Origin of the sequence: Natronobacterium texcoconense (genome assembly GCF_900104065.1) — an archaeon.
Taxonomy (GTDB): domain Archaea; phylum Halobacteriota; class Halobacteria; order Halobacteriales; family Natrialbaceae; genus Natronobacterium; species Natronobacterium texcoconense.
On sequence record NZ_FNLC01000001.1, the window covers coordinates 237,140 to 255,647 of the forward strand.

Below are 18,508 nucleotides of genomic sequence, written 5' to 3' on the forward strand. Positions count from 1 at the left end.
TGTAACGATTTACCGGTGCAACCGCTGCCCGGGTCGCGGTTGCGCCGGAAATGACTTACAGTAAACTGTATCAACCCAGGTCCTCGTCTCGCTCCGACTCGCGCAGAATGAACGGCCCCATCGCCAGCGTCCGCTTGGCGACGGTCGCGATCCGGAGGATGTACGTGATGAAGATGACGAACGGCGAGATGCCGATCACGAACCCCAGGCTCGTGAGCCAGACCAGATTGTCGACCCCGAGCGTCGTCCCCGGCAACGCGTTCCCGTCGACGTACATGATCATGATCCCCATCACGGTCAGCGCAGGGACCGAGATGTACAGCAGCGCCCGCGAAAGGTTGATTAGCTCCCACTGGAAGTACAGCGTCTTGAAGTGCTCGCGGGCCGGGCCGAACAGCTTCAGCGTGTCGATCATGTGGTTTATCTTCTCGTTTGCCTCGTCAGACAGCGACTCCTCGTGGTCTGCTTGGATCTTTCGGGCGTCGTATATCTTCCGCGAGTAGTTGAAGTTCAGGGCGTTCCAGATAACCTCGAACGTCCCGAACTGGGCGTCTTCGAGGTCTTCTTTGACGCTCTCTGCGTTGCCCGTCGCGTCCTCGACGTAGTCGCTGATCTTCGCTTTCAGTTCCTCGTCGCGTTCGTCCTCCATCTCCGACTCGAGTTCGTTCGCCCGCTCGTGGACGCCATCGACGAGTTCGTAGAGGAAGGCAGCGGGCTCTGGTGGACTCGCGTCCTCGTCGATCGTGTTTTCGACGTCCTGGCGGAACTCCATCGCGTCCTTCATCCGGTCGCGTTGCTGGCCAACGGCACCGAGTTCCTGGGAGAGCACCAGCTGGTTGATCGTGACGACGATCGAGGTCCCAGTGATGATCGCGCCGATGAACGACGAGAAGAGAAACTCGATGCCATCCTGGTTCTCGACGATGAACCGCAACGGCGTCAGCCCGATCTGGCTGGTCGCCACGAGAACGACGAACACGATCGCCAGGATCGCGCCGGTGAACGCCCATCGGTTCAACTGGAGCAAGACCCACAGCCGTACCCCACCGAGACGCTCCTGTTCCTCGTTCGACTCCGAGTCACTCATCGACTGTCCGAACGAACGATATCGGCGAGTAAAATACCCGGCCCGGGAGGTGACGGGCCCGGAGACGAGACCGAACGGGAGAATCACGACCGCGACGTCGTAACTCGAGCCTACGATCGTAACGATACCGAACGACCCTCTCGAAACAGTGACTGTCCACGCAGCCTTTTGCCGGGCGTCGTCGTACGTCGTCGCATCATGAGTAACGTGGACAGTCCAACCGAGCACGGGTTCGGCGGCACTGGAAACTGGCTTCTCGGTGGTGCGCTCGGCGGCGTCGTCGGATCGTTACTGTTCGGCGTAGTGCTGTGGTTCGTGGATTCGGCGATCATCACCGAGGCGATTCCCGCGATATACGGAGTCGAACCGATCGGGACTGCCGGCTGGATCTTTCATCTCGTTCACGGACTCGTTCTCGGGATCGTCTTCGGGATTATCGTCAGCCGAAACCTGATCCTCGGAACGTTGATGGCCGACGTCGAAACCGGCTTCATCGCTGCGATGGGGCCCGGCGTCCGGTTCGCGCTCGCCGGCATGGTCTACGGGCTCGCAGTGTGGGCGATACTCCCGTTGCTCGTGTTGCCGATCTGGATGTCGATCGGCGGAATCGAGGATCCCGGATTCCCGATGCTCGCGTTCGAGACGCTCGTGGGCCACCTCCTCTACGGCCTGTTGCTCGGTGCGCTGTTTTCGGTGTTCGTGGAGTCGTCACAGAAAGCCGAGGAAGCGGAGGCACCGTTCGAGGAGGCGACGGACACTCCACAGGAGTAGTCACCGATCGGGCAGTCACAGTCCAGCGACGAGCGACTCCCGTTCAGTCCGCGGTCTCGCTTCCCCGTTCGCCGCCGTAGGAGACCTCGAACGGCCCCTCGTCGGGATCCTTCTGGGGCAACATCGGGCCGACGGACGCGGTCCGACGGGTCACGGTTGCGGTCCGTAGGATGTACGACGTCAACAGCGCAAGCGGCGAGACGACGACCGCGATGAGGGCACTGACCACGTACGGGAGGTAGGCGATGCTGATGCTCGCACCGCCCAGATCCGCATAGAGGAATCCGATGAGCATCGCCGACAGGACCGCGGGCACCCCACAGTACAGCGTCAACTGCGAGAACCGGGTCAACTCACGCTGGAGGTACGTCGTCTTGAAATGTTCACGAGCAACGTTGAACAACTCGAGGACGTCGATCAGGTCGTCGAACGCCTCGAGCGTGTCCTCGGAGAGATCGTCGTCGTACTTCCCGTGGAGATGTTTGGCGGCGTACAGCTGCCAGGCGTCGTTGTAGCCGATCGCGGCTGAGACGGCACGGAAGGTGCCGAACTTCGTGTGTTCCAGGGTGTCGTCGATTCGTTCGGCACTCTCTATCACGGTATTCGTGTACCGGGTCACCTGCGTCCGAATCTCGTCGCTCGGGTGTTCTCCTGCTTCGGCAGCCAGCGTCTCAGCACGACTGCTAATGGTCTCGACGAGCAACTCGAGCAATCGCGTGGGGGAGGCTGGACTCGCTGGAACCATGGCTGCGTCCGCGGCGTCCTCGCGAAACTCCATGACTCCCTCGAGCTGGTTCTCGGACTCGCCGGCGGCGGCGAACTCCCGGGAGAGGATGAGCTGGTTGATCGAGACGACGAGCGTGACCAGTGAGAACGTGCCGGCGATCATCCCGCCGGCGAGCCGGGTGATCGAGTCGTCGTTGACGAAGGAGATGACGCCGAGTTCGCCCAGGAGGAGAAATCCGACGAAGACACCGATCGAGATGATCGCTGTGAGAAACAGCCGGTCGACTTCGACTAACACCCACTCCCGGAACCGGGTCCACGAGTTCGTCCGCTTCCCGATGTCGGTCCCGAAGGAATCGAGCGTCTCGTCAGTGTCGGACGACCCCATAGCTCTCTCGTTCACCGCTCCCGACAATAAGGCCCCGCGTTGCACACCACGGTCGAATTCTCGTCCTGAGAGCGAGCTGCGCGCAATCGACCGACCGCACACTGCAGGGCCCATACTGAAAGGTATCCGCCCCGTCCGACCGTGCATGCCAGCGCCGACGCCTCCGGCCCTGTGTGCACGCACGATCGATCGTGGCGAACGCTCTCCCGGCCGGCAACGACGATGACCCGACACGACTCGCGAAGCCGTCGCCGCCTTCTCGTCGCCTTCGGTACGGGGAGTGCCGTCGCGCTCGGCGGCTGTCTTGGCGACGAGAGCAGCATCGGCGGCGACGCTCCGGCTTACGAAGACGGCGTGATCGAGGACGTCGACGGCGAGGAACGGTCGGCCGAAGAGATGTCGGCAGCCGAGGCCGTCGCCGAGACCGAGACCAACGAGAGCGTCACACCGCTCGATGGCCTCTCGTTGCGCGATCACGAGTTCGTCCTCGAGGACGACTTCAGGGGATCGACCGTACAGGGGACCGTCGAAAACACCGGCGACGGCCGCATCCAGCTCGTCGAGGTCAGGGTTCGCGTCTACGACGACGAGGGGGCCCAGCTCGGCCGCTATCTCGCCTCCACCGGCGACCTCGACGGGGGCAGGGTCTGGGAGTTCGAGGTCGTCGTGCTCGAGTCGCCAGACGACGTCGCCGACTACGACGTGGCGGTACTCGGGACGCCGACGTGAGGACGTCGCCGGAGGAGACGGCTACGTGTTGACTGGCGTCGCCAGTCAGTGGCTACTACTCGACGAGGACTACGGAGAGATAGACGTTCCAGGCCGTAACCGCGCCCCCGAGTAGCACGAGTCCGATCGGGACGCCGATCCGATAGTCGGATGGCGTAATTCGGTACAGTCCGTAGAACAGGAGAAACGCCGCCATCTTCCAGGGAACGAGAATCCCGTGGCCGACGGAGGCCGTTACGTGAGCGGCGATCGGGTGGGCTTCGACGACCGGTGCCGTCGAGACGAAGTACAGTGTACTCGCGAGGTCGCCGATACCGTACGTGAGTACGGCGAGTATCCACAGTGAGTGGTGAACCGACGGCAGCGCAAGAGCCCAGTCGACGGTGGCCATTCCCGTCGTCTTCGACCAGTTCATTATCGATACGAGGGCGACTCGATAAATGAAAGCTATGGCAGAACTATAGGTACAGGCCCTAATACGCTTGTTTTAACCGGTATGGTCGTGGTCGGATATAGTAGCCACTGAAAGTCAGTGCGCACCCGATCGCACGACACCGGTGCGATCGGTGTGCAAACAGTTTCAGTTGTTACTATACCGATCTGACCGCTACCGATGGGCCTCTTCGAGAAATTTCCGGACTCGCTCATTGTATCGCTCGAGTTCCTCGATGGCGGCGTCGGGATACTCGCCCGATGGCGGGGAGAGTCCCGGCTGGTCGTCCGGATCCGGCCAGCCGACGACGATGCTTCCGACTGCACCCTCGTCTTCGTGAGTCGTACACGCGTAGTCGTAGACGCCTTCGCCGTCGAACTGGTGGTCGAACGACGCTTCTTCCCCGATCAGTTCGGCGCTCGTCCAGGGGTCGGCATCCTCCGGGATCCGTTGCTGGTTGCGGTAGGTGGCCGGATGGTAGGCAGTGACGTCGTGGCTGCCGCTCTCGACGACCCACTCGAGGATCCCGCCGTCGACGAGGTGGACGACGGGCGGATCGAGATGGGGGTCGCCCGGAATCCCGGACAGTTCGACCTCGACGTACGGCTCCGGATCTCCCAGTTCGGGATCGTCTTCACCAGCTGGCGGATCGAGGCAGCCAGCGACCGCACCCGCCAGAAAGCCGCTGCTGGCTGCCAGTATCCGTCGACGCCTGACCCGTTGCCCGCCCATAGCTGAGCGTTCGCGGCTGGCAGGAAAAAGAACGCGGTGGTTACGGAGTCAAACGAGGTCAACTGCAGCGTGAGTACTTTTGCCTGCAGACGACGTTAACTGGGGTAGGTTTGTTCGACTTCGATCACGATTTCGACGTCTCCGACCGCGAGCTGGACCTCAGAGACGAGTACAGCGCGACGGTCAACGTCTTTTTGCACTTTACGGTGCTCGGGCTGATCACCCTCGCGACGGGCCGTCCCTTCCTGTTTCCGAGCCTTGGCCCGTCGGCGTACCTGATGGCCACCGGCGAGAAGGCACGAGCCGAGGGTGCCTACCACGTTATCGGCGGCCACGCGGTCGCCGTCGTCGGGGGACTGATCGCGTACGCGCTCCTGGGGAACGAGGTCAGTGCGTACGTCGTCTTCGACCAGCCGGATCCCGCTTTCTCGATGGACCTCGTCTATCTCTCCGCGAGCGCGACGCTCGCGATGATGTTGACGACGACCACGATGCTGGTGACGAAGACGAATCACGCCGCCGCGTGTGCGACGACGCTGATCGTTGCACTCGGCCTGATGGGGGGACTCGAGGACGCAGCCATCATCGTGGGAGCCGTCGCCATCCTCTGGTACTTCCACGACCGCGTCATCTCGACGCTCGCCGAACGGTTCGGGTTCAAACCGCGAGACGCTCGCGAATAGGACCCTACTCGCTCAGTACCGTTCCAGGCGTCGACTGATGGGTCGAATCGATCCCCACCGCCGGATTCGCCCCATCAGTTCGAGCCTGGACCGCCACTCAGTTCGTCGTCGACACCTTCGTACACCGTCTCCGGTTCGACCGCGAGTTCGTACACCGGTCGCCCCTTCCCGGTCGGCGACGTTCGATCGGCGTCGGTCTCGTCGACCAGCCCCTCGTCCTCGAGCCGGTACAGTGACCGAATCACGTCCGCTTCGCTTACCGAGCCGACGACCCTCGACTCGTCGCTCACGATCTGCGTTTTGCATATCCGGCGGATTTTGGGCGTTTTGACCGGCGTCTCGCCCTCTCGATGCAGCTCGGTGACCCCCAGCAACACCACCTGCTCGAGCAGGGAAATCGAGTCGACCGCGGCTGATGATTCCGTAGCCATATGTGTCGCTTCCACACGGTCAGTGGTAACAGTTACTCCTGCTGGAGCGGTTACGAACGCAGGGAGGCGTCGCTCGCCGATCCATCTCAATTCAGCTAAAAGCCGCTCTCGTCGAACTCGCTTTCGCCGGAAATACAGTGGACGCTCAGTCTCGTTCTTCGTCCTGTAACTCCGCAAGTTCGGCTTCGATCTCCTCGTCGTTGACGTCGTCCTCGAGGTCCTCGAGTTCCGACTCGTCGACGTCGGCCGTCTCCTGTGGCTCGGGCTCCGGCTCGGCCTCACCCTCGCCGTCGCCGACTTCGGACTTGAGCGTCTCGAGTTCGGCCTCGACGCCGCTGCCGGCGGATAGCTCCTCGAGTTCGCGGTCGATGTTGTCCTTGTCCGAGATGACGTCGTCGAAGGCACCGCTCTCGTGGAGTTCGTCCAGCGCGGCGGCGCGTGCCTCCATGTCTTCGGTCTTCTCCTCGGCGCGTTCGATCGCCCGGCCGACGTCCTCGAACTCCTCGCCCGTGGCCGTCATCGCTTCCGACACCGTGGAACTGGCTTCGGCGGCCTCGTAGCGGGCCTTCATCGTCTCTTTCTTCGTGCGGAACTCCTCGATTCTGGTCTGGAGTTCGTTTTTCTGCTCGATGAGCTGATCCTGCTGATTCTGGAGGTCCGCGATCTGACGCTCCAGATCCTCGATCTGGTTCATCTTCGTCTTCTTCTTCTCCAGTGCGCGCCGCGCCAGGTCCTCGCGGTCCTGCTGGACCGCAGTGCGAGCCTGCTCGTTGTGTTTCTCGACGTTGTCCTCGAGGCGGCGTTTCTGCATCTCGAGGCGTTTCTTCTGGGTCGTCAGGTCAGCGATACCACGTTTGACCTCCTGGAGCTGGTCGCGCATCTGCTCGTAGGAGTAATCCAGCGTCTCCGTCGGGTCCTCGGCCCGGTTGAGCAGCGAGTTGATCTTCGACCGGATGACGTAGGAGGTCCGAGAGAGGATGCCCATACTCGTACGTATCGTTCGCCCGCCTTAAAAACATCACTTTGACGACAGACCTGACAGATCTGCCTCGAGGGAGTCCATAGGTGCCGTTCGGTGGATGCTTTCCCGCGTCGACCACCGGTTTTCGGTCGAAACCCGGCGTTGATTAGCTCCCCACCGTAACGAACGCCCATGGCAGACGTTCTGGTACCCGGCGGACGCGACGTCCGCGCCACGCTCGAAGAACCCGGCGAGGCGACGGATGCGATCGTCGTCGCCTGTCCGCCCCACCCACAGCACGGCGGTTCGCGCACCGACGGTCGACTCGTCGCGGTCGGTGAGACGCTGACCGAGTCGGACGGTGTCGCCTGCCTCCGGTTCGACTACGGCCAGTGGGATCACGGCGACGGCGAACTGGCCGACGTCCGCAACGCCGTCCGCTGGGCGAGCGAGCGGTACGATCGCATCGGTCTCTTCGGGTATAGCTTCGGCGCGACGCTTGCGTTGATCGCCACGGCCGACCTCGAGACGGTCGACGCCGTCTCCGCGCTGGCACCGACAGCTCGACTCGGAGACGACCTCGACGCACTCGAGGCGCTCGAGGCACTGTCGGTTTCCACACAGATACTGTACGGCGAACGCGACGACACCGTCGACTGGGAGCCGATCGTCGACCGCGCGACCGAGCGCGGCGACGACGTCGTAGCGATCCCGGGTGATCACTTCTTCGTCGGCCAGAACGGGACGATCACCGACGCCGTCTCGGAGTTCTTCGCGTCGGCGCTGCTCGAGGCGGAGTAACGCAGAAAATCTATTCGACCGATCCGCTACTGCTCTTGGAGCCACGAACGGGCGTCCTCACGATCGTCGAAGATGTGCGAGGTCGTGTTGTCGCCGACTTCGGCGACGAGTTCTTCGACCGAGAGGTTCGCGACGACGCTTTCGGGCTGGACGATAGCGATGTTCTTCAGGGTGCTTTCGAACGCCCGTGGATGCCAGTCGTTCTGGGTCCACTCCTGATCGGCCTGTCTGAGCGTTCCGAGATTTCGCAAGTCGGCGAGCCAGTTTGCGGCGTTCTTTTCCTCGACCAGCTCGAGACCCGCGTTCAACCCGTCGCGATACGCGTCCCCCTCAGCAAAGTTGTGCCAGTCCATGACGACTGTCTGCAAGGTCGTATCCCACTCGATCGTCAGTTCGTCTGATTCGTAGTATGCCATGACCTGATCTGGTCAGGCTGTCTACATAAAAATTCTCGCCAAGCCAAGCGTGTCAAATACAATATTGGTAGAGAACGGTTCACACTCGGCGGACTCGAGCACCTCACCAGTATCCCTATGCCGTGACGGGCCCTATACCAGCAGCATGGAATTAGTTGAAGACGACGTCGCAGTCATCACGGGCGCAGCATCCGGAATCGGACGAACGACGGCACAGACGTTCGCCGAACACGGTGCGTCGGTCGTCGTCGCCGACGTGGACGAAGACGGCGGAACCGACACCGTCGAACGTATCGAGGAAAACGGCGGTGAAGCGACGTTCGTGCAGACGGACGTCTCCGACCCCGAAGACGTCCAGGCGATGATCGAAACCGCCCTCGAGGAGTACGGCGGTATCGACGTCCTCTACAACAACGCCGCGATCGAGGGGCCGGTGTCCCGACTCCACGAGTACGACGACGAGGCCTTCGAGCAGGTCATCGACGTGAACCTGAAAGGTGTCTGGTACGGGATGAAATACGGCGTCGAGGCGATGCGAGCGGACGGCGGCGGGAAGATCATCAGCGCGTCCTCGATCGGCGGCGAAGTCGCGGTTCCCCAGTACAGCGGCTACGGGGCAGCGAAAGCGGCCGTCAGCCACCTCACGAAGTACGTCGCTATCGAGTACGCCGACGAGGGAATCCGGGCGAACGCGATCGCTCCCGGCATCGTCCGCACCGAGATGATCGAGCGCGTGATCGAGGAAAACCCCGAGATGGAAGCGCAGTTCCGCGAGACCGAACCGATGCCCGGTCTCGCCGATCCCGAGGAGATCGCAAACGCCGTGCTCTTTCTCGGCTCCGACCTCTCCTCGCGCGTGACCGGCGTGACGCTGCCCGTCGAGGGCGGCTACCTCGCGCAGTAGCGTCACCGTCCCTTTTCCGACCGGACGGTCACACGTTCGCCTCGAGATTTATTGTATCGACAACAGGTGTGTTCGATATGAACGTTCCCTCCACCGTCGAGCGAGCCCTCGCGGACCGCACCGTCGACGACCGCGTCTGTCTCGAGGCCGGTGCCGGCGTCGGGAACACGACCGCTGGCCTGCTCGAGGCGGGCGCACGGGAGGTTCACGCGGTCACGAACGACCCCGACCACGCCAGTGAGGTTCGCGAGCGGATCGACGACGAGCGAGCGGCGATCCACCTGGCTGACCTGCGCTCGATCCCGCTCTCCGACGACTCCGTCGAGGTCGTGACGGCCCACGCTCTCTGTAACGTCGTTTCGCCGTCGGCGCTCGCACCGATCGCCGAGGAACTAACTCGCGTCACCGCGCCCGGCGGGACTCTCGTCGTCGACGACTACGCGCCGATTCCTGACTCCTCGCCCATCCGGGACCTGTTCGCCGTCGAGAACGCCGCCGCGGAACTGGTCGACGCCGAACCCGCACTCACGTTCTACCCTGCTTCGGGATTGCGTCGGCTGTTCGCGGGCCACGGCTGGGAACACGACCGCACGCGGACGATCCTCGAGCCAGTACCGTGGACGGCCGACCTGCTCGAGGCTCACGTCGACGTCGTCCGCGACTACGCGGCGGACCTGCCAGACGACCTCGCGGAACCGCTGGTCGAGCGGGCCGATCGACTTGTCGCGGAAATCGGGACCGAGGAGGTCGGCGAGATGTACAGCCTCGCCATGCAGTATCCGAAGTCGTAGCCCGAACCAGTCTCAGGCCGAGTCGAACCACGGCGTCCGAAGGTGGACGTGGATGAGTTTTTCGCAGTTGTCCTCACCACAGACCGGACACGGCTCCGGATCGGTCCCGCCCTCGAGTTCGTCACTCCCTGCTGCGTCCGTCGTCGCGATGAGTCGCGTCCCCGCGTGACCGAGTTCGTACCCCTCCTGTCTCTCCCGAACGAAGTACTCACAGAGCCGCGAGAGGTGGTAGTTGAACTTTCCTGAATCCCTGATCCCGACGCGCTCGCGGAGTTCGGAGAACGCGAGGGGTCCGTCGGCCTCCGCGAGCGTCCGCAGGATGGCGAGTCGCGTCTCGTTGCCAAGCGCCTCGAGTGCGTCGGTCGGGTCGTCCATCTCCTCGGTCATCTCTCGTCGTGTTCTATTCCCGACAGTATGGTGTTTGGGGTGGCTCGTCAGGCCGTCTCCGGTTCCTCGAGTTCGTCGGCCAGCGCCTCGAGGTCGTCGACGACCGCCTCGAGCGCGTCGACGGCCGCCTCGGAGTCGGCGTAGTGGGCGAGCGACCGACAGCGGTTCTGGATCGCCTTGTTCGCGGCGTTGATCTCGTCGTACCAGTCGTAGCCGTTCTGGAGCATCGCGTAGTGGATCACGACCCAGAACCCGATCGGGGTCGGGTTCGTCTCCGATTCGGTTCCGACGGGTGGAACGCGCTCGTCGAAAGCCCGGGCCATCTCGAGTGCGAACCGCGTCGTCAGCGGCTTCAGTCGGTATTCGAGTTTCCCGCCCGCCTCGCCTTTGGCGTCTCGTTGCTGTGCGAGCAGACTCTCGAAGTCGGGTTCGTAGCGCTCGAGCGTCCAGCACTCGAGGATGCCGTCGTCTCGTAGTTCCGCCCATCGGTCGCGTTCGGCCTCGCTGAACGCGTCTGGGTCGCCCTCGAAGACCAGTTCGACCGATGGCCCGTAGTCGACGTCGTACTCGTCGAACTGCCCGTATCGCCAGAACCAGCCGGTTTCGAACCAGTCGGCAGCCTCGAACCGCTCCCAGGCTGGGGCGAGGTAGTTCGTGACGAACCGATCCTCCTGTTCGTGGTCGTCGAACGCGAACGTCAGAGTGGCACCTGCCATATCCGACAGGTCCCGGGCGAGAGTATTGATCGTTTGGCGAACGCCAGTTAAGTAAGAGGGCTGGTAATTTCAGCGACGCTTAGTCGCGTCCGTGTCGGGTCAGACACTTCGGCAGCCCGATCAGTTCGACGGGTTCGGAGTTGTCCGGCGAGTAGACGACCATCTGGCCTTTCTCCATGTAGGGGACCTTCGACTCGAGATTGCTCGGGATGTTGACGCTCTTGATGGCGTCTTCGTCGCCTAAGTTGAGGACGATGGTGGTGTTGATCTGTTTGAAGACGGCGTCGTCGATGTCCTGTGGGTCCTGGGTGATCAGGAAGAGGCCGAGTCGCTCCTTGCGGCCCTGCTTCGCTGCCTCGGTGAACTTCTTGATGACCTTGCCCGCCTGCACCGAGTCCGCGTCGGTCAGGAAGTTGTGGGCCTCGTCCATCCCCAGTACCAGCGGCGTCTCCTTGATGCGGTCGTAGGTCGGATCGTTCGAGAGTTTCTCGTCGATCAACAGCGACGAGAGCGCGAGGACGACGGTCTCGGCTGCCCGCGTGTCGCTGACGTGGTAGGTCGGGACGACCGAGAGGCCGCCGGGACGGACGAAGTCGTTGATCATGTCGGTGATCGGTCGTGCGTCCTGGTCGAAGACGTGGTCGAAGCCGAGCACGCGCCGGCGCACGGCGTCGAAGGTGGCCTCGTGGACGCGGCCGGACTCGTCGAGTTCCTCCCGGAGCGCGGGGTCGTCGAGGAACGTGGTGAACTCCTCGTAGGTCGCTTGGGAGCCGTACTCCTTGCGGAACCGCGGCAGAAGCACGCTCGTCAGCGCGCCGTACTGGTTGTCGTTCAGGCCGCTGCCCGCGACCAGCCACGGGTTCTCGTGGACCATCGAGAACGGAATCGTGAACTCGACCTGCTCGGCGCGATGGTGACCCGCCGAGTACGACGAGGAGCCGACTTTTGGTACGAAGGCCGTCGTATCGTCGACGCCGCCGTAAGCGACACCCTCCCGCTCGAGGCGACGAGCATACTCGCCGTCCAGGTCGGGGTTGTCGTCGTGCATCTGGGCGTACTCGTCCTGCGGGTCGAACTGGACGACGGCCGCCTGAACGGACCGGCCGTCCTCCATGGGATACGTCCGTTCCTCGGCGAGGTACTGCCGGAGGATGTTCTTCGCGCCGTGGGTCTTCCCCGACCCCGTCCCGCCGGCGATCAGGCTGTGTCGGAAGACCAGCGGGTCGCCGGAGTCGTAGTCGTCTTTCAAACGGTAGTCGATCGTCGGCGGGGAAGCCGCAGTCTGTACCTTCTCGCCGCCGACCGAGAGGTGGCCGAGGAAGACGCCGTCCTCGGGAATCTTCAGTCCCGTCTTGATCGTCTCGGTGTCGGTGGCCCGCCGGACGACGGTCTGGGGTTTCGGCACGCGGTCGGTCATCCGCCGTTTGAGGTCCCCATTATCGTCGTAGAGGACGGCCACCGGCTCGAGCCCCGCGACGAACTTGTAATCCGCCTCCTCGACCTCGTCGGTGCGCATCGCCCGTCGTGCATGGATCTCGGTCGCGTCGTCGGCGTGATACTGCTGGGCGTACTCCAGTCCCGTAATCCGACAGAACAGCGTCTCGCCGTCGGGGTAGGGAGCGACGAGGTAGCTCCCGATCCGGATCGACGACCGGTTGCCGCGGGTGACGTAGGCCCGCAGCGTCGTGTCGTCCTCGTCTTCGGCGATGCGAAGCCCCTGGGAGACACAGATCGCACCGACGCCGACGTCCTCGCCGCTGGGTTCGACGTCCGTCGGCTCGAATCCGTCGTCAGTAACCGTCTCCGTGGAACTGCTCCCGTCGTTCGTCGCGCTCGAGGTCGGCGAATCGGCCCCGTCGTCGGGGTCGGCGTCGAAGTCGCCGAAATCTCCCAGATCACTCATAGTCACACTATCCGACCGGTTCCTAAAACGCGTTTCCATCCAGCGGATGACACGACTCGGGGAAAGACTGCTGCTCGAGGGCCTTCGAAAAACAGGGAAAGTTCGTAATCGAGTTCGGATCGCGGCGGCTACTGGAGGAGTTCCGGGACGTCTTCGGCGAGCGTGGCCAGACCGCCTTCGCGGTCGTACTCGACGACACCGGTCTCCTCGAGCACGGGAAGGTGGGAGTGGTGGAGTCCGACCTTCGTCCGATCGGGCCCGGGAGCGTCGTCGGAGGCGGCGAGCGTGGACGCGAGCTGTTCCAGCGAGAGAGGCTGGTTGCTGTCGGCAAGTTCGTCGACCAGGCGGAGTCGGAGGGGGTCGACGACTCGTTCGAGTACTTCTTGTTCGTCGTCGGTCTCCTCGAGCAGCGTCGTAAGCGCTGCCGACTGAATCATCGACGGCTCGTGGAGTTCGACGACGCCCTCGGTGCGATCCCACTCGACGATGTCGTGGTCGACGAGCCGCGGGATGTGGTTGTGGACGAGCGTCGTTCGAATCTCCCGTCGCAGTTCCGTCTCCGGCATTGCCGTGTCCTCGGCCTCCGCTTCGAATACGGCCGACGTAATCTCCGCCAGCGATGGTTTCGATAGGTCCTCGAGCGCGGCGAGGAGACGAACCCGTCTGGGGTGCTGGAAGACGTCGTACTGCTCCGTCGGAACGTTGTCCAGCGGGTGTTGCTCGGTCGTGCCGCCGATGTGAGCGTCCGAACTCATTACTACTGTTCACTGCTGCAATCGGGATAAGCCCGTTTCCAAAACGATTTGGGTCAGGTACCTGTCCATTACTTTCGTAATCGACCAATACTCGCGTGCGTCTCCCAGAAGAAGCCGAACAACGGTTCGTAACGGACCTTTGACTGTGGTAAAAACGAGATCGTCTCTACTATCGAACGTATCGGCGGCGGAAACAGCCGCTCTGGATCGGCGGTAGCAGTGAGCTATCGTGGGTCCCACGCCTTTTTCCTGCCTGAGACCGTAGTTATCGGCATGTTCATGGTACGCGGTCGTGCCGGCGGGACCGAACTCACCGGGACTCTGTACGAACGAGGTGAACGCCCGCCCACGTTCAGCGGTGCGCCCGACGGCGACGCCGCGTACGTCTGGATCTGTGACGAGTTCTACGAGGTCGACAGCGGCGGGACGGTCCAGCGAATCGACGACCGCGAGGTTCACGTCGCGTTCGAGTCGCCGATGCCGCGTGGATTCGACACCAGAGAACAGGCTCTCGAGGGAGCCAAAGAACACGTTACCACGCAGTTTGCCCGCATCGGCGTTGACCCGGGTGAAGTCGAACTCGAGGTGGAGAAAGCGGAGCCTCGAGTCGAGTAGTTCAGTACGTCTCGTCCCAGCGGTGGTCGTCGTAGTTCCGGTCCTGGCTCGTTTCGAACTCTTCTTCGAAGGATTCGCGCAGCGATCGTTTCTCCGAGCGATCGATCCTGGCCAGTTCGTCTGCCTTCTCGACGATCGTTGGCGGGCCGTGTGCGATCGCGACGTCCTGCAGTAACTGCATCGTCAGCCGCTCGCGCCGATCCGGATCGCGAGTGAACGCGTAGGGAGCCTCGACCCGATAGATCAGGTCGTCTCGCGGGTCGTAGACGACGAAGAAGGTGACCTCGTAGTTCTCGTTCGAGAGTTTCCGCTCGACGCCCAGCGCGTTCCCGTCGACCGACAGCGGTCGATCCACACCACCCCGCGACCGGAACCAGTTCGTGTAGGAAAGCGCCGACGCGTCGCGCTCCCAGCGACTTCCCTCGACGTCGTCGACGTACTCTCCCCGCTCGAGCAGGCGCGTGAAAAGCGCCGAATCGTCGTTCCACGGTGTGCTGACGTCGATACTCCGGTTGCGTTTCAGCGTCCGTGTGATCACGCGCGTCGCCGGATTCTTGACGAACCCCACGAGCGGTCGGTCTCGCTCGACGAACGTCTCGACGAGACGGACGTAGTTCTCGAGTACCGTCGTCGGGCGCGGGTCCTCGAGCAGGAAGTCCTCGAGGTCGGGGTGGCGGTCGGCCCACCGGAGCAGCCCACGGGGGTAGATGGGGCCGTCGAGCACGAGCAGGTCCTCGACGTCGTCGGCGTGTCCGAGGGCGTGTTCGCTCTCGGCGAGATAGAGCGCGAGCGCGTGGACGACGCCCTCGGCGAACCGCGGCAGCGGCGGCACTTTCACGACCTGGCTGCGGCTGTAGCCCTCGTCGAACTTGTGCCATCCCTCGTCGACCGTCATCGTCTCGTCGTTCGAGTGGACCGTCGCGACGACGGTTCGCGAGCGGTGTAGGTCGAGGTCGCTCGGCGTCGCGCTCATCGCCGCCTGCGCGATGTCGACGACGAGGCCGTTCTTGAACGTCGTCGGGTTGATCGTCCCCGCGTCGAGTCCGTGTTCGGTCGGAAACTCCCGTTCCCGGAGCGCGACGTCTTCGCAGTCGACGAACCGGCGGGCCTGCTCGTCGATCGGCTCGAGGACTGTCCGTCCCTCGTCGTCCAGCAGCGGGTCGAGAAACTCCTCCCAGACGGTCTCGGCGAACGCACGGCGGTCGCGCTCGTCGGCCCCGTGGTCGATCCGCCTCGCGAGCCGCGCAATTCCGTCGAAGTGGACCGGATCGAGCGTCATAGCCGTGGACTCCGAGCGCACCCGCAAAAATCCAGTGGTCGCTCGCTCGTCCGATCGTGACGGCTGACCGAGTAATGACGGATAAAAAGAACGTCTTCTTCTCGAGGGTAGGGAGCCCCTATCACGCATTTACTCGAGAACGGGTAAAATACTATCAGAAAAATTATAATAGGTGGCGTCGTGGACGGTACTACCCCGATGTCAAACGGTACGGAAACCGTCGAAACCCCCGAGCCGGCGATCAACTGGCGACAAACTAGCTCCGGACTTACGCTCTACGAGGAAGGGAAACCCGACGCCTGGATCCGAATGACGTTCGAGGCAGGCGTCGATCCGGAACACCGACTCTACATGGTCTGTGACGAGTGTGGCTCCGTCTTCGCACAGCGAACCAAACCCGGGAAGGGTACGATCTGTGGCGACTGTGGTGCGACGTTCGACCACGACTAACCGCTACTCGAGAAACCGTTCGCGAACGTCGCCCGTCGGCATCATGCACTGCTCTTTCTGGCCGAACCAGTCGTACCGGCGGGCAGCGACGAACTCGTAGGCCCAGTCCCTGAGCCGCCGCGGGACGACGCGACCGACCGTCGCGAGCCCGTAGATTCCACCGAGATACTCCCCGATTCGGATGACGGCGCTCGATTTGACGTGACAGTCGTCGCCGTCGATCAACACGATCGACTCGAGGTCGTCGGCCGACGGCTCGTGTTCGGCCAGCAACTCCTCGGCGACGTCCGACTGGAGGGAGGCGAAGTGGATCCGACCCTCGGGATCCCGTGGAACGACGAACTGCACGAAACCACTACAGAGGTTACAGACGCCGTCGAAGAGGACGATCGGTTCGTCGGGAACCTCGAGGTCGGAGTCGCTCATCACCTCGAGTTCGGGCCGAGCGATGTTCAGGGTTGTGTTTGTCGAAACGTCGCCGACAACGACAGCTAGTTACGCGAGGGTCGGTATCCGTCGCACATGGACGCTGCGTTGATCGTACTCGACGGCTGGGGGCTCGGAACCGGCGACGGTCGCGACGCAGTCGCGGCCGCCGAGACGCCGACCTTCGACCGACTCGCCGATACCGGCGCGTACGGTCGACTCGAGGTCGCGGGCCGGCGCGTCGGACTCCCCGACGGACAGATGGGCAACAGCGAGGTCGGCCACCTCAACATCGGCGCTGGACGTGTCGTCTACCAGGAGTACACCCGCATCTCCGACTCGATAGCGGACGGCTCTTTCCGCGAGAACGACGCGATCAACGCGGCATTCGAGAACGCTCGCGAGACGGACGGCACGATTCACTTCGTCGGACTCGTCAGCGACGGCGGCGTCCACTCCGATCAAGAACACCTTCACGCGCTGATCGAACTGGCGGCCGACCGCGAGGTCGAGGCAGTCACCCACGCGATCACCGACGGCCGCGACACTTCTCCCACCGGCGGCCGGGAGTACCTGGCCGAACTCGAGGACGTGATCGACGAGCACGGCACCGGTCACGTCGCCACCGTCTCGGGCCGATACTACGCGATGGACCGCGACCAGAACTGGGAGCGAACGAACCGGACCTACGACGCCATCGTGAACCGCGACGCCGAGTACGAGGCAGCGTCGGCGCTCGAGGCCGTCGAGCAGTCCTACGACCGAGAGGTGACCGACGAGTTCGTCGAGCCGACGCTGGTTAGCGAGGCGCCACGCGCCTCGGATGGCGAACGGCGAAGCCGTGAGCAGGATCGACCCGCGCTCGAGGACGGCGACAGCGCTGAGCAAAGCTCAGCTGGCAGCCATCTTGCGTTGCAAGATGGCGACTCGGTCGTCTGGTTCAACTTCCGCTCGGACCGCGCCCGTCAGCTCACCCGAATGCTGGCGGACATCCGCCCAGAGGACTGGCACGACGACCTCGAGACCGATCCGCCGAACGCGGAGGTCGTGATGATGACCCAGTACGACAAGACGTTCGACCTCCCGGTCGCCTATCCGCCCACACAACCGGAGAACGTCCTGGGCGAGGTACTCGCCGACGCCGGGAAGACCCAACTGCGGATCGCCGAATCCGAGAAGTACGCCCACGTCACCTACTTCCTGAACGGCGGCCGCGAAATCGAGTTCGACGGCGAGAGCCGCGAAATCGTCGAGAGCCCCGACGTACCGACGTACGATCTCCAGCCCGAGATGAGCGCACCGGCAGTGACCGACACTGCCATCGAGACGATCGAGACCGAGGACCCCGATGCGCTCGTCCTCAACTACGCCAACCCCGACATGGTCGGCCACACCGGTGACTACGAGGCCGCGATCGAGGCAGTCGAGGCCGTCGACGAAGGGCTGGGGCGACTCGTCGAGACGCTCGAGGAGTACGGCGCACACGTCCTCATCACGGCCGACCACGGCAACGCCGACGACATGGGGACGGAAGACGACCCTCACACCGCGCATACCTACAACGACGTCCCGCTCGTCTACCTCGCTCCCGACGGATCCGACGGTAGTCGGACGATCAGGGAAGGCGGCACACTCGCCGATATCGCCCCGACGATGCTCGAGGTGATCGGTCTCGAGCAACCGCCCGAGATGACCGGTGAATCGCTGCTCGAGTGACGTTTACAGCGTCCCTGCGGGAAGAGGCGATTCGTCCCATTCGATCGCCTTTCTCGTCTGTTCTTGCCGACCCGATACCCGACGCTCGAAGGGTAGAATTATGTCCGTCGCGGCAAAACAACCACTAAATGAGTGCTGAAGATATCCAGAGCGGCGAACGAGAGGACGAGATCAAGCGAACGATGTACATCCTGATCATCTGGACGATAGGTGTCGTTCTCGCAGGTATCCTGCTCGTCCTGTTTAGCGACGTGTTCGCGTCGATTTTCACGTGAGAGGTCCGGCCTTCTATCTCCACTTGCGTTCCCGTACGTGGCCGTCTGTCGTCCGTTTCTGACCGTGACGTCGACGGCGGCGTCTTTTGCGACAACTCGCAGTTTTAGGTCCCCTGGAGCCGAGCATCGATAC

At 63.2% G+C, this 18,508-nt stretch carries 23 protein-coding genes; 10 read left to right on the plus strand and 13 right to left on the minus strand.

The features are described 5' to 3' along the window. Nucleotides 1–70 precede the first annotated feature (70 nt). The gene (locus tag BLR35_RS01215; protein ID WP_090379572.1) at nt 71–1,087 is read right to left on the minus strand and encodes a DUF7972 family membrane protein; all 1,017 of its coding nucleotides are present in this window, start codon (nt 1,085–1,087) and stop codon (nt 71–73) included. Nucleotides 1,088–1,285: 198 nt separating this feature from the next. On the opposite strand from BLR35_RS01215, the gene BLR35_RS01220 reads away from it, so the two are divergent. Further along, on the plus strand, nt 1,286–1,858 hold the full coding sequence (locus BLR35_RS01220) for a hypothetical protein (RefSeq protein WP_090376152.1): 573 nt from the start codon (nt 1,286–1,288) through the stop codon (nt 1,856–1,858). Between the two features lie 43 nt (nt 1,859–1,901). On the opposite strand, the gene BLR35_RS01225 is transcribed toward BLR35_RS01220, so the two are convergent. After that, nucleotides 1,902–2,972: a DUF7972 family membrane protein gene (locus BLR35_RS01225; protein WP_090376154.1), complete on the minus strand. Its 1,071-nt coding sequence runs from the start codon at nt 2,970–2,972 to the stop codon at nt 1,902–1,904. Nucleotides 2,973–3,194: 222 nt separating this feature from the next. Between BLR35_RS01225 and BLR35_RS01230 the strand changes: the two genes are divergently transcribed. Beyond that, entirely contained in the window at nt 3,195–3,701 is a 507-nt protein-coding gene (locus BLR35_RS01230) for an FxLYD domain-containing protein (RefSeq protein WP_090376157.1), read from the plus strand. A 55-nt stretch (nt 3,702–3,756) separates the two neighbouring features. Here the strand turns inward: BLR35_RS01230 and BLR35_RS01235 are convergent, their stop codons facing one another. Together BLR35_RS01235 and BLR35_RS01240 are read right to left on the minus strand one after the other, a co-directional pair. Next, complete coding sequence (locus tag BLR35_RS01235; protein WP_244510166.1) at nt 3,757–4,116, minus strand: DUF5658 family protein; 360 nt, start codon at nt 4,114–4,116, stop codon at nt 3,757–3,759. Between the two features lie 192 nt (nt 4,117–4,308). Next, entirely contained in the window at nt 4,309–4,866 is a 558-nt protein-coding gene (locus tag BLR35_RS01240; RefSeq protein WP_090376160.1) for a cupredoxin domain-containing protein, read from the minus strand. Between the two features lie 110 nt (nt 4,867–4,976). Between BLR35_RS01240 and BLR35_RS01245 the strand changes: the two genes are divergently transcribed. Then, a complete protein-coding gene (locus BLR35_RS01245) occupies nt 4,977–5,549 on the plus strand; it encodes an HPP family protein (RefSeq protein ID WP_090376163.1) in 573 nt (190 codons plus the stop codon). Between the two features lie 74 nt (nt 5,550–5,623). Here BLR35_RS01245 and BLR35_RS01250 read toward each other — a convergent pair whose 3' ends face one another. Together BLR35_RS01250 and BLR35_RS01255 are read right to left on the minus strand one after the other, a co-directional pair. After that, a complete protein-coding gene (locus BLR35_RS01250) occupies nt 5,624–5,980 on the minus strand; it encodes a hypothetical protein (protein ID WP_090376166.1) in 357 nt (118 codons plus the stop codon). Between the two features lie 145 nt (nt 5,981–6,125). Continuing rightward, entirely contained in the window at nt 6,126–6,965 is an 840-nt protein-coding gene (locus BLR35_RS01255; RefSeq protein ID WP_090376169.1) for a PspA/IM30 family protein, read from the minus strand. A gap of 168 nt (nt 6,966–7,133) precedes the next feature. On the opposite strand from BLR35_RS01255, the gene BLR35_RS01260 reads away from it, so the two are divergent. Further along, nucleotides 7,134–7,742, plus strand: a complete 609-nt coding sequence (locus BLR35_RS01260) for an alpha/beta hydrolase (protein WP_090376173.1) — start codon at nt 7,134–7,136, stop codon at nt 7,740–7,742. 26 nt (nt 7,743–7,768) lie between these two features. Here BLR35_RS01260 and BLR35_RS01265 read toward each other — a convergent pair whose 3' ends face one another. Continuing rightward, nucleotides 7,769–8,158: an STAS/SEC14 domain-containing protein gene (locus BLR35_RS01265; protein ID WP_090376176.1), complete on the minus strand. Its 390-nt coding sequence runs from the start codon at nt 8,156–8,158 to the stop codon at nt 7,769–7,771. A 145-nt stretch (nt 8,159–8,303) separates the two neighbouring features. Here BLR35_RS01265 and BLR35_RS01270 point away from each other — a divergent pair, with 145 nt between their 5' ends. Continuing rightward, complete coding sequence (locus BLR35_RS01270; RefSeq protein ID WP_090376179.1) at nt 8,304–9,062, plus strand: SDR family NAD(P)-dependent oxidoreductase; 759 nt, start codon at nt 8,304–8,306, stop codon at nt 9,060–9,062. A 77-nt stretch (nt 9,063–9,139) separates the two neighbouring features. Continuing rightward, entirely contained in the window at nt 9,140–9,853 is a 714-nt protein-coding gene (locus tag BLR35_RS01275; RefSeq protein ID WP_090376182.1) for a class I SAM-dependent methyltransferase, read from the plus strand. Nucleotides 9,854–9,865: 12 nt separating this feature from the next. On the opposite strand, the gene BLR35_RS01280 is transcribed toward BLR35_RS01275, so the two are convergent. The 4 genes from BLR35_RS01280 to BLR35_RS01295 all read right to left on the minus strand — a co-directional run bounded on the left by BLR35_RS01280 (nt 9,866) and on the right by BLR35_RS01295 (nt 13,614). After that, nucleotides 9,866–10,240 (minus strand): ArsR/SmtB family transcription factor, encoded by a 375-nt coding sequence (locus BLR35_RS01280; protein WP_090376185.1) that lies wholly within the window; start codon nt 10,238–10,240, stop codon nt 9,866–9,868. Between the two features lie 47 nt (nt 10,241–10,287). Continuing rightward, nucleotides 10,288–10,956, minus strand: a complete 669-nt coding sequence (locus BLR35_RS01285; protein ID WP_090376188.1) for a hypothetical protein — start codon at nt 10,954–10,956, stop codon at nt 10,288–10,290. Between the two features lie 79 nt (nt 10,957–11,035). Then, nucleotides 11,036–12,859 (minus strand): ATP-binding protein, encoded by a 1,824-nt coding sequence (locus tag BLR35_RS01290; RefSeq protein WP_090376191.1) that lies wholly within the window; start codon nt 12,857–12,859, stop codon nt 11,036–11,038. 128 nt (nt 12,860–12,987) lie between these two features. After that, complete coding sequence (locus BLR35_RS01295) at nt 12,988–13,614, minus strand: DUF7344 domain-containing protein (protein ID WP_090376194.1); 627 nt, start codon at nt 13,612–13,614, stop codon at nt 12,988–12,990. A 273-nt stretch (nt 13,615–13,887) separates the two neighbouring features. On the opposite strand from BLR35_RS01295, the gene BLR35_RS01300 reads away from it, so the two are divergent. Beyond that, nucleotides 13,888–14,229 (plus strand): DUF7113 family protein, encoded by a 342-nt coding sequence (locus tag BLR35_RS01300; RefSeq protein WP_090376196.1) that lies wholly within the window; start codon nt 13,888–13,890, stop codon nt 14,227–14,229. A 1-nt stretch (nt 14,230) separates the two neighbouring features. Here BLR35_RS01300 and BLR35_RS01305 read toward each other — a convergent pair whose 3' ends face one another. Further along, nucleotides 14,231–15,508 (minus strand): DNA double-strand break repair nuclease NurA, encoded by a 1,278-nt coding sequence (locus BLR35_RS01305; RefSeq protein ID WP_090376200.1) that lies wholly within the window; start codon nt 15,506–15,508, stop codon nt 14,231–14,233. A gap of 198 nt (nt 15,509–15,706) precedes the next feature. Here BLR35_RS01305 and BLR35_RS01310 point away from each other — a divergent pair, with 198 nt between their 5' ends. Then, complete coding sequence (locus tag BLR35_RS01310; RefSeq protein ID WP_170830939.1) at nt 15,707–15,958, plus strand: hypothetical protein; 252 nt, start codon at nt 15,707–15,709, stop codon at nt 15,956–15,958. Nucleotides 15,959–15,961: 3 nt separating this feature from the next. On the opposite strand, the gene BLR35_RS01315 is transcribed toward BLR35_RS01310, so the two are convergent. Beyond that, nucleotides 15,962–16,384 carry a thiol-disulfide oxidoreductase DCC family protein gene (locus BLR35_RS01315; protein ID WP_090376206.1) on the minus strand — a complete coding sequence of 141 codons (423 nt, stop codon included), beginning with the start codon at nt 16,382–16,384 and terminating at the stop codon, nt 15,962–15,964. Between the two features lie 96 nt (nt 16,385–16,480). Here BLR35_RS01315 and gpmI point away from each other — a divergent pair, with 96 nt between their 5' ends. Together gpmI and BLR35_RS20485 are read left to right on the plus strand one after the other, a co-directional pair. Further along, nucleotides 16,481–18,100 (plus strand): 2,3-bisphosphoglycerate-independent phosphoglycerate mutase, encoded by a 1,620-nt coding sequence (gpmI, locus tag BLR35_RS01320; RefSeq protein ID WP_090376209.1) that lies wholly within the window; start codon nt 16,481–16,483, stop codon nt 18,098–18,100. Nucleotides 18,101–18,228: 128 nt separating this feature from the next. After that, on the plus strand, nt 18,229–18,375 hold the full coding sequence (locus BLR35_RS20485) for a hypothetical protein (protein WP_170830940.1): 147 nt from the start codon (nt 18,229–18,231) through the stop codon (nt 18,373–18,375). The last annotated feature ends 133 nt before the right edge of the window (nt 18,376–18,508 follow it).

Coding starts and splice junctions, on each gene's coding strand:
- BLR35_RS01215 (WP_090379572.1), bottom strand. CDS start 1,087: ATGAGTGACTCGGAGTCGAACGAGGAACAGGAGCGTCTCGGTGGGGTA.
- BLR35_RS01220 (WP_090376152.1), top strand. CDS start 1,286: ATGAGTAACGTGGACAGTCCAACCGAGCACGGGTTCGGCGGCACTGGA.
- BLR35_RS01225 (WP_090376154.1), bottom strand. CDS start 2,972: ATGGGGTCGTCCGACACTGACGAGACGCTCGATTCCTTCGGGACCGAC.
- BLR35_RS01230 (WP_090376157.1), top strand. CDS start 3,195: ATGACCCGACACGACTCGCGAAGCCGTCGCCGCCTTCTCGTCGCCTTC.
- BLR35_RS01235 (WP_244510166.1), bottom strand. CDS start 4,116: ATGAACTGGTCGAAGACGACGGGAATGGCCACCGTCGACTGGGCTCTT.
- BLR35_RS01240 (WP_090376160.1), bottom strand. CDS start 4,866: ATGGGCGGGCAACGGGTCAGGCGTCGACGGATACTGGCAGCCAGCAGC.
- BLR35_RS01250 (WP_090376166.1), bottom strand. CDS start 5,980: ATGGCTACGGAATCATCAGCCGCGGTCGACTCGATTTCCCTGCTCGAG.
- BLR35_RS01255 (WP_090376169.1), bottom strand. CDS start 6,965: ATGGGCATCCTCTCTCGGACCTCCTACGTCATCCGGTCGAAGATCAAC.
- BLR35_RS01260 (WP_090376173.1), top strand. CDS start 7,134: ATGGCAGACGTTCTGGTACCCGGCGGACGCGACGTCCGCGCCACGCTC.
- BLR35_RS01265 (WP_090376176.1), bottom strand. CDS start 8,158: ATGGCATACTACGAATCAGACGAACTGACGATCGAGTGGGATACGACC.
- BLR35_RS01270 (WP_090376179.1), top strand. CDS start 8,304: ATGGAATTAGTTGAAGACGACGTCGCAGTCATCACGGGCGCAGCATCC.
- BLR35_RS01275 (WP_090376182.1), top strand. CDS start 9,140: ATGAACGTTCCCTCCACCGTCGAGCGAGCCCTCGCGGACCGCACCGTC.
- BLR35_RS01280 (WP_090376185.1), bottom strand. CDS start 10,240: ATGACCGAGGAGATGGACGACCCGACCGACGCACTCGAGGCGCTTGGC.
- BLR35_RS01285 (WP_090376188.1), bottom strand. CDS start 10,956: ATGGCAGGTGCCACTCTGACGTTCGCGTTCGACGACCACGAACAGGAG.
- BLR35_RS01290 (WP_090376191.1), bottom strand. CDS start 12,859: ATGAGTGATCTGGGAGATTTCGGCGACTTCGACGCCGACCCCGACGAC.
- BLR35_RS01295 (WP_090376194.1), bottom strand. CDS start 13,614: ATGAGTTCGGACGCTCACATCGGCGGCACGACCGAGCAACACCCGCTG.
- BLR35_RS01300 (WP_090376196.1), top strand. CDS start 13,888: ATGTTCATGGTACGCGGTCGTGCCGGCGGGACCGAACTCACCGGGACT.
- BLR35_RS01305 (WP_090376200.1), bottom strand. CDS start 15,508: ATGACGCTCGATCCGGTCCACTTCGACGGAATTGCGCGGCTCGCGAGG.
- BLR35_RS01310 (WP_170830939.1), top strand. CDS start 15,707: ATGTCAAACGGTACGGAAACCGTCGAAACCCCCGAGCCGGCGATCAAC.
- BLR35_RS01315 (WP_090376206.1), bottom strand. CDS start 16,384: ATGAGCGACTCCGACCTCGAGGTTCCCGACGAACCGATCGTCCTCTTC.
- gpmI (WP_090376209.1), top strand. CDS start 16,481: ATGGACGCTGCGTTGATCGTACTCGACGGCTGGGGGCTCGGAACCGGC.
- BLR35_RS20485 (WP_170830940.1), top strand. CDS start 18,229: ATGAGTGCTGAAGATATCCAGAGCGGCGAACGAGAGGACGAGATCAAG.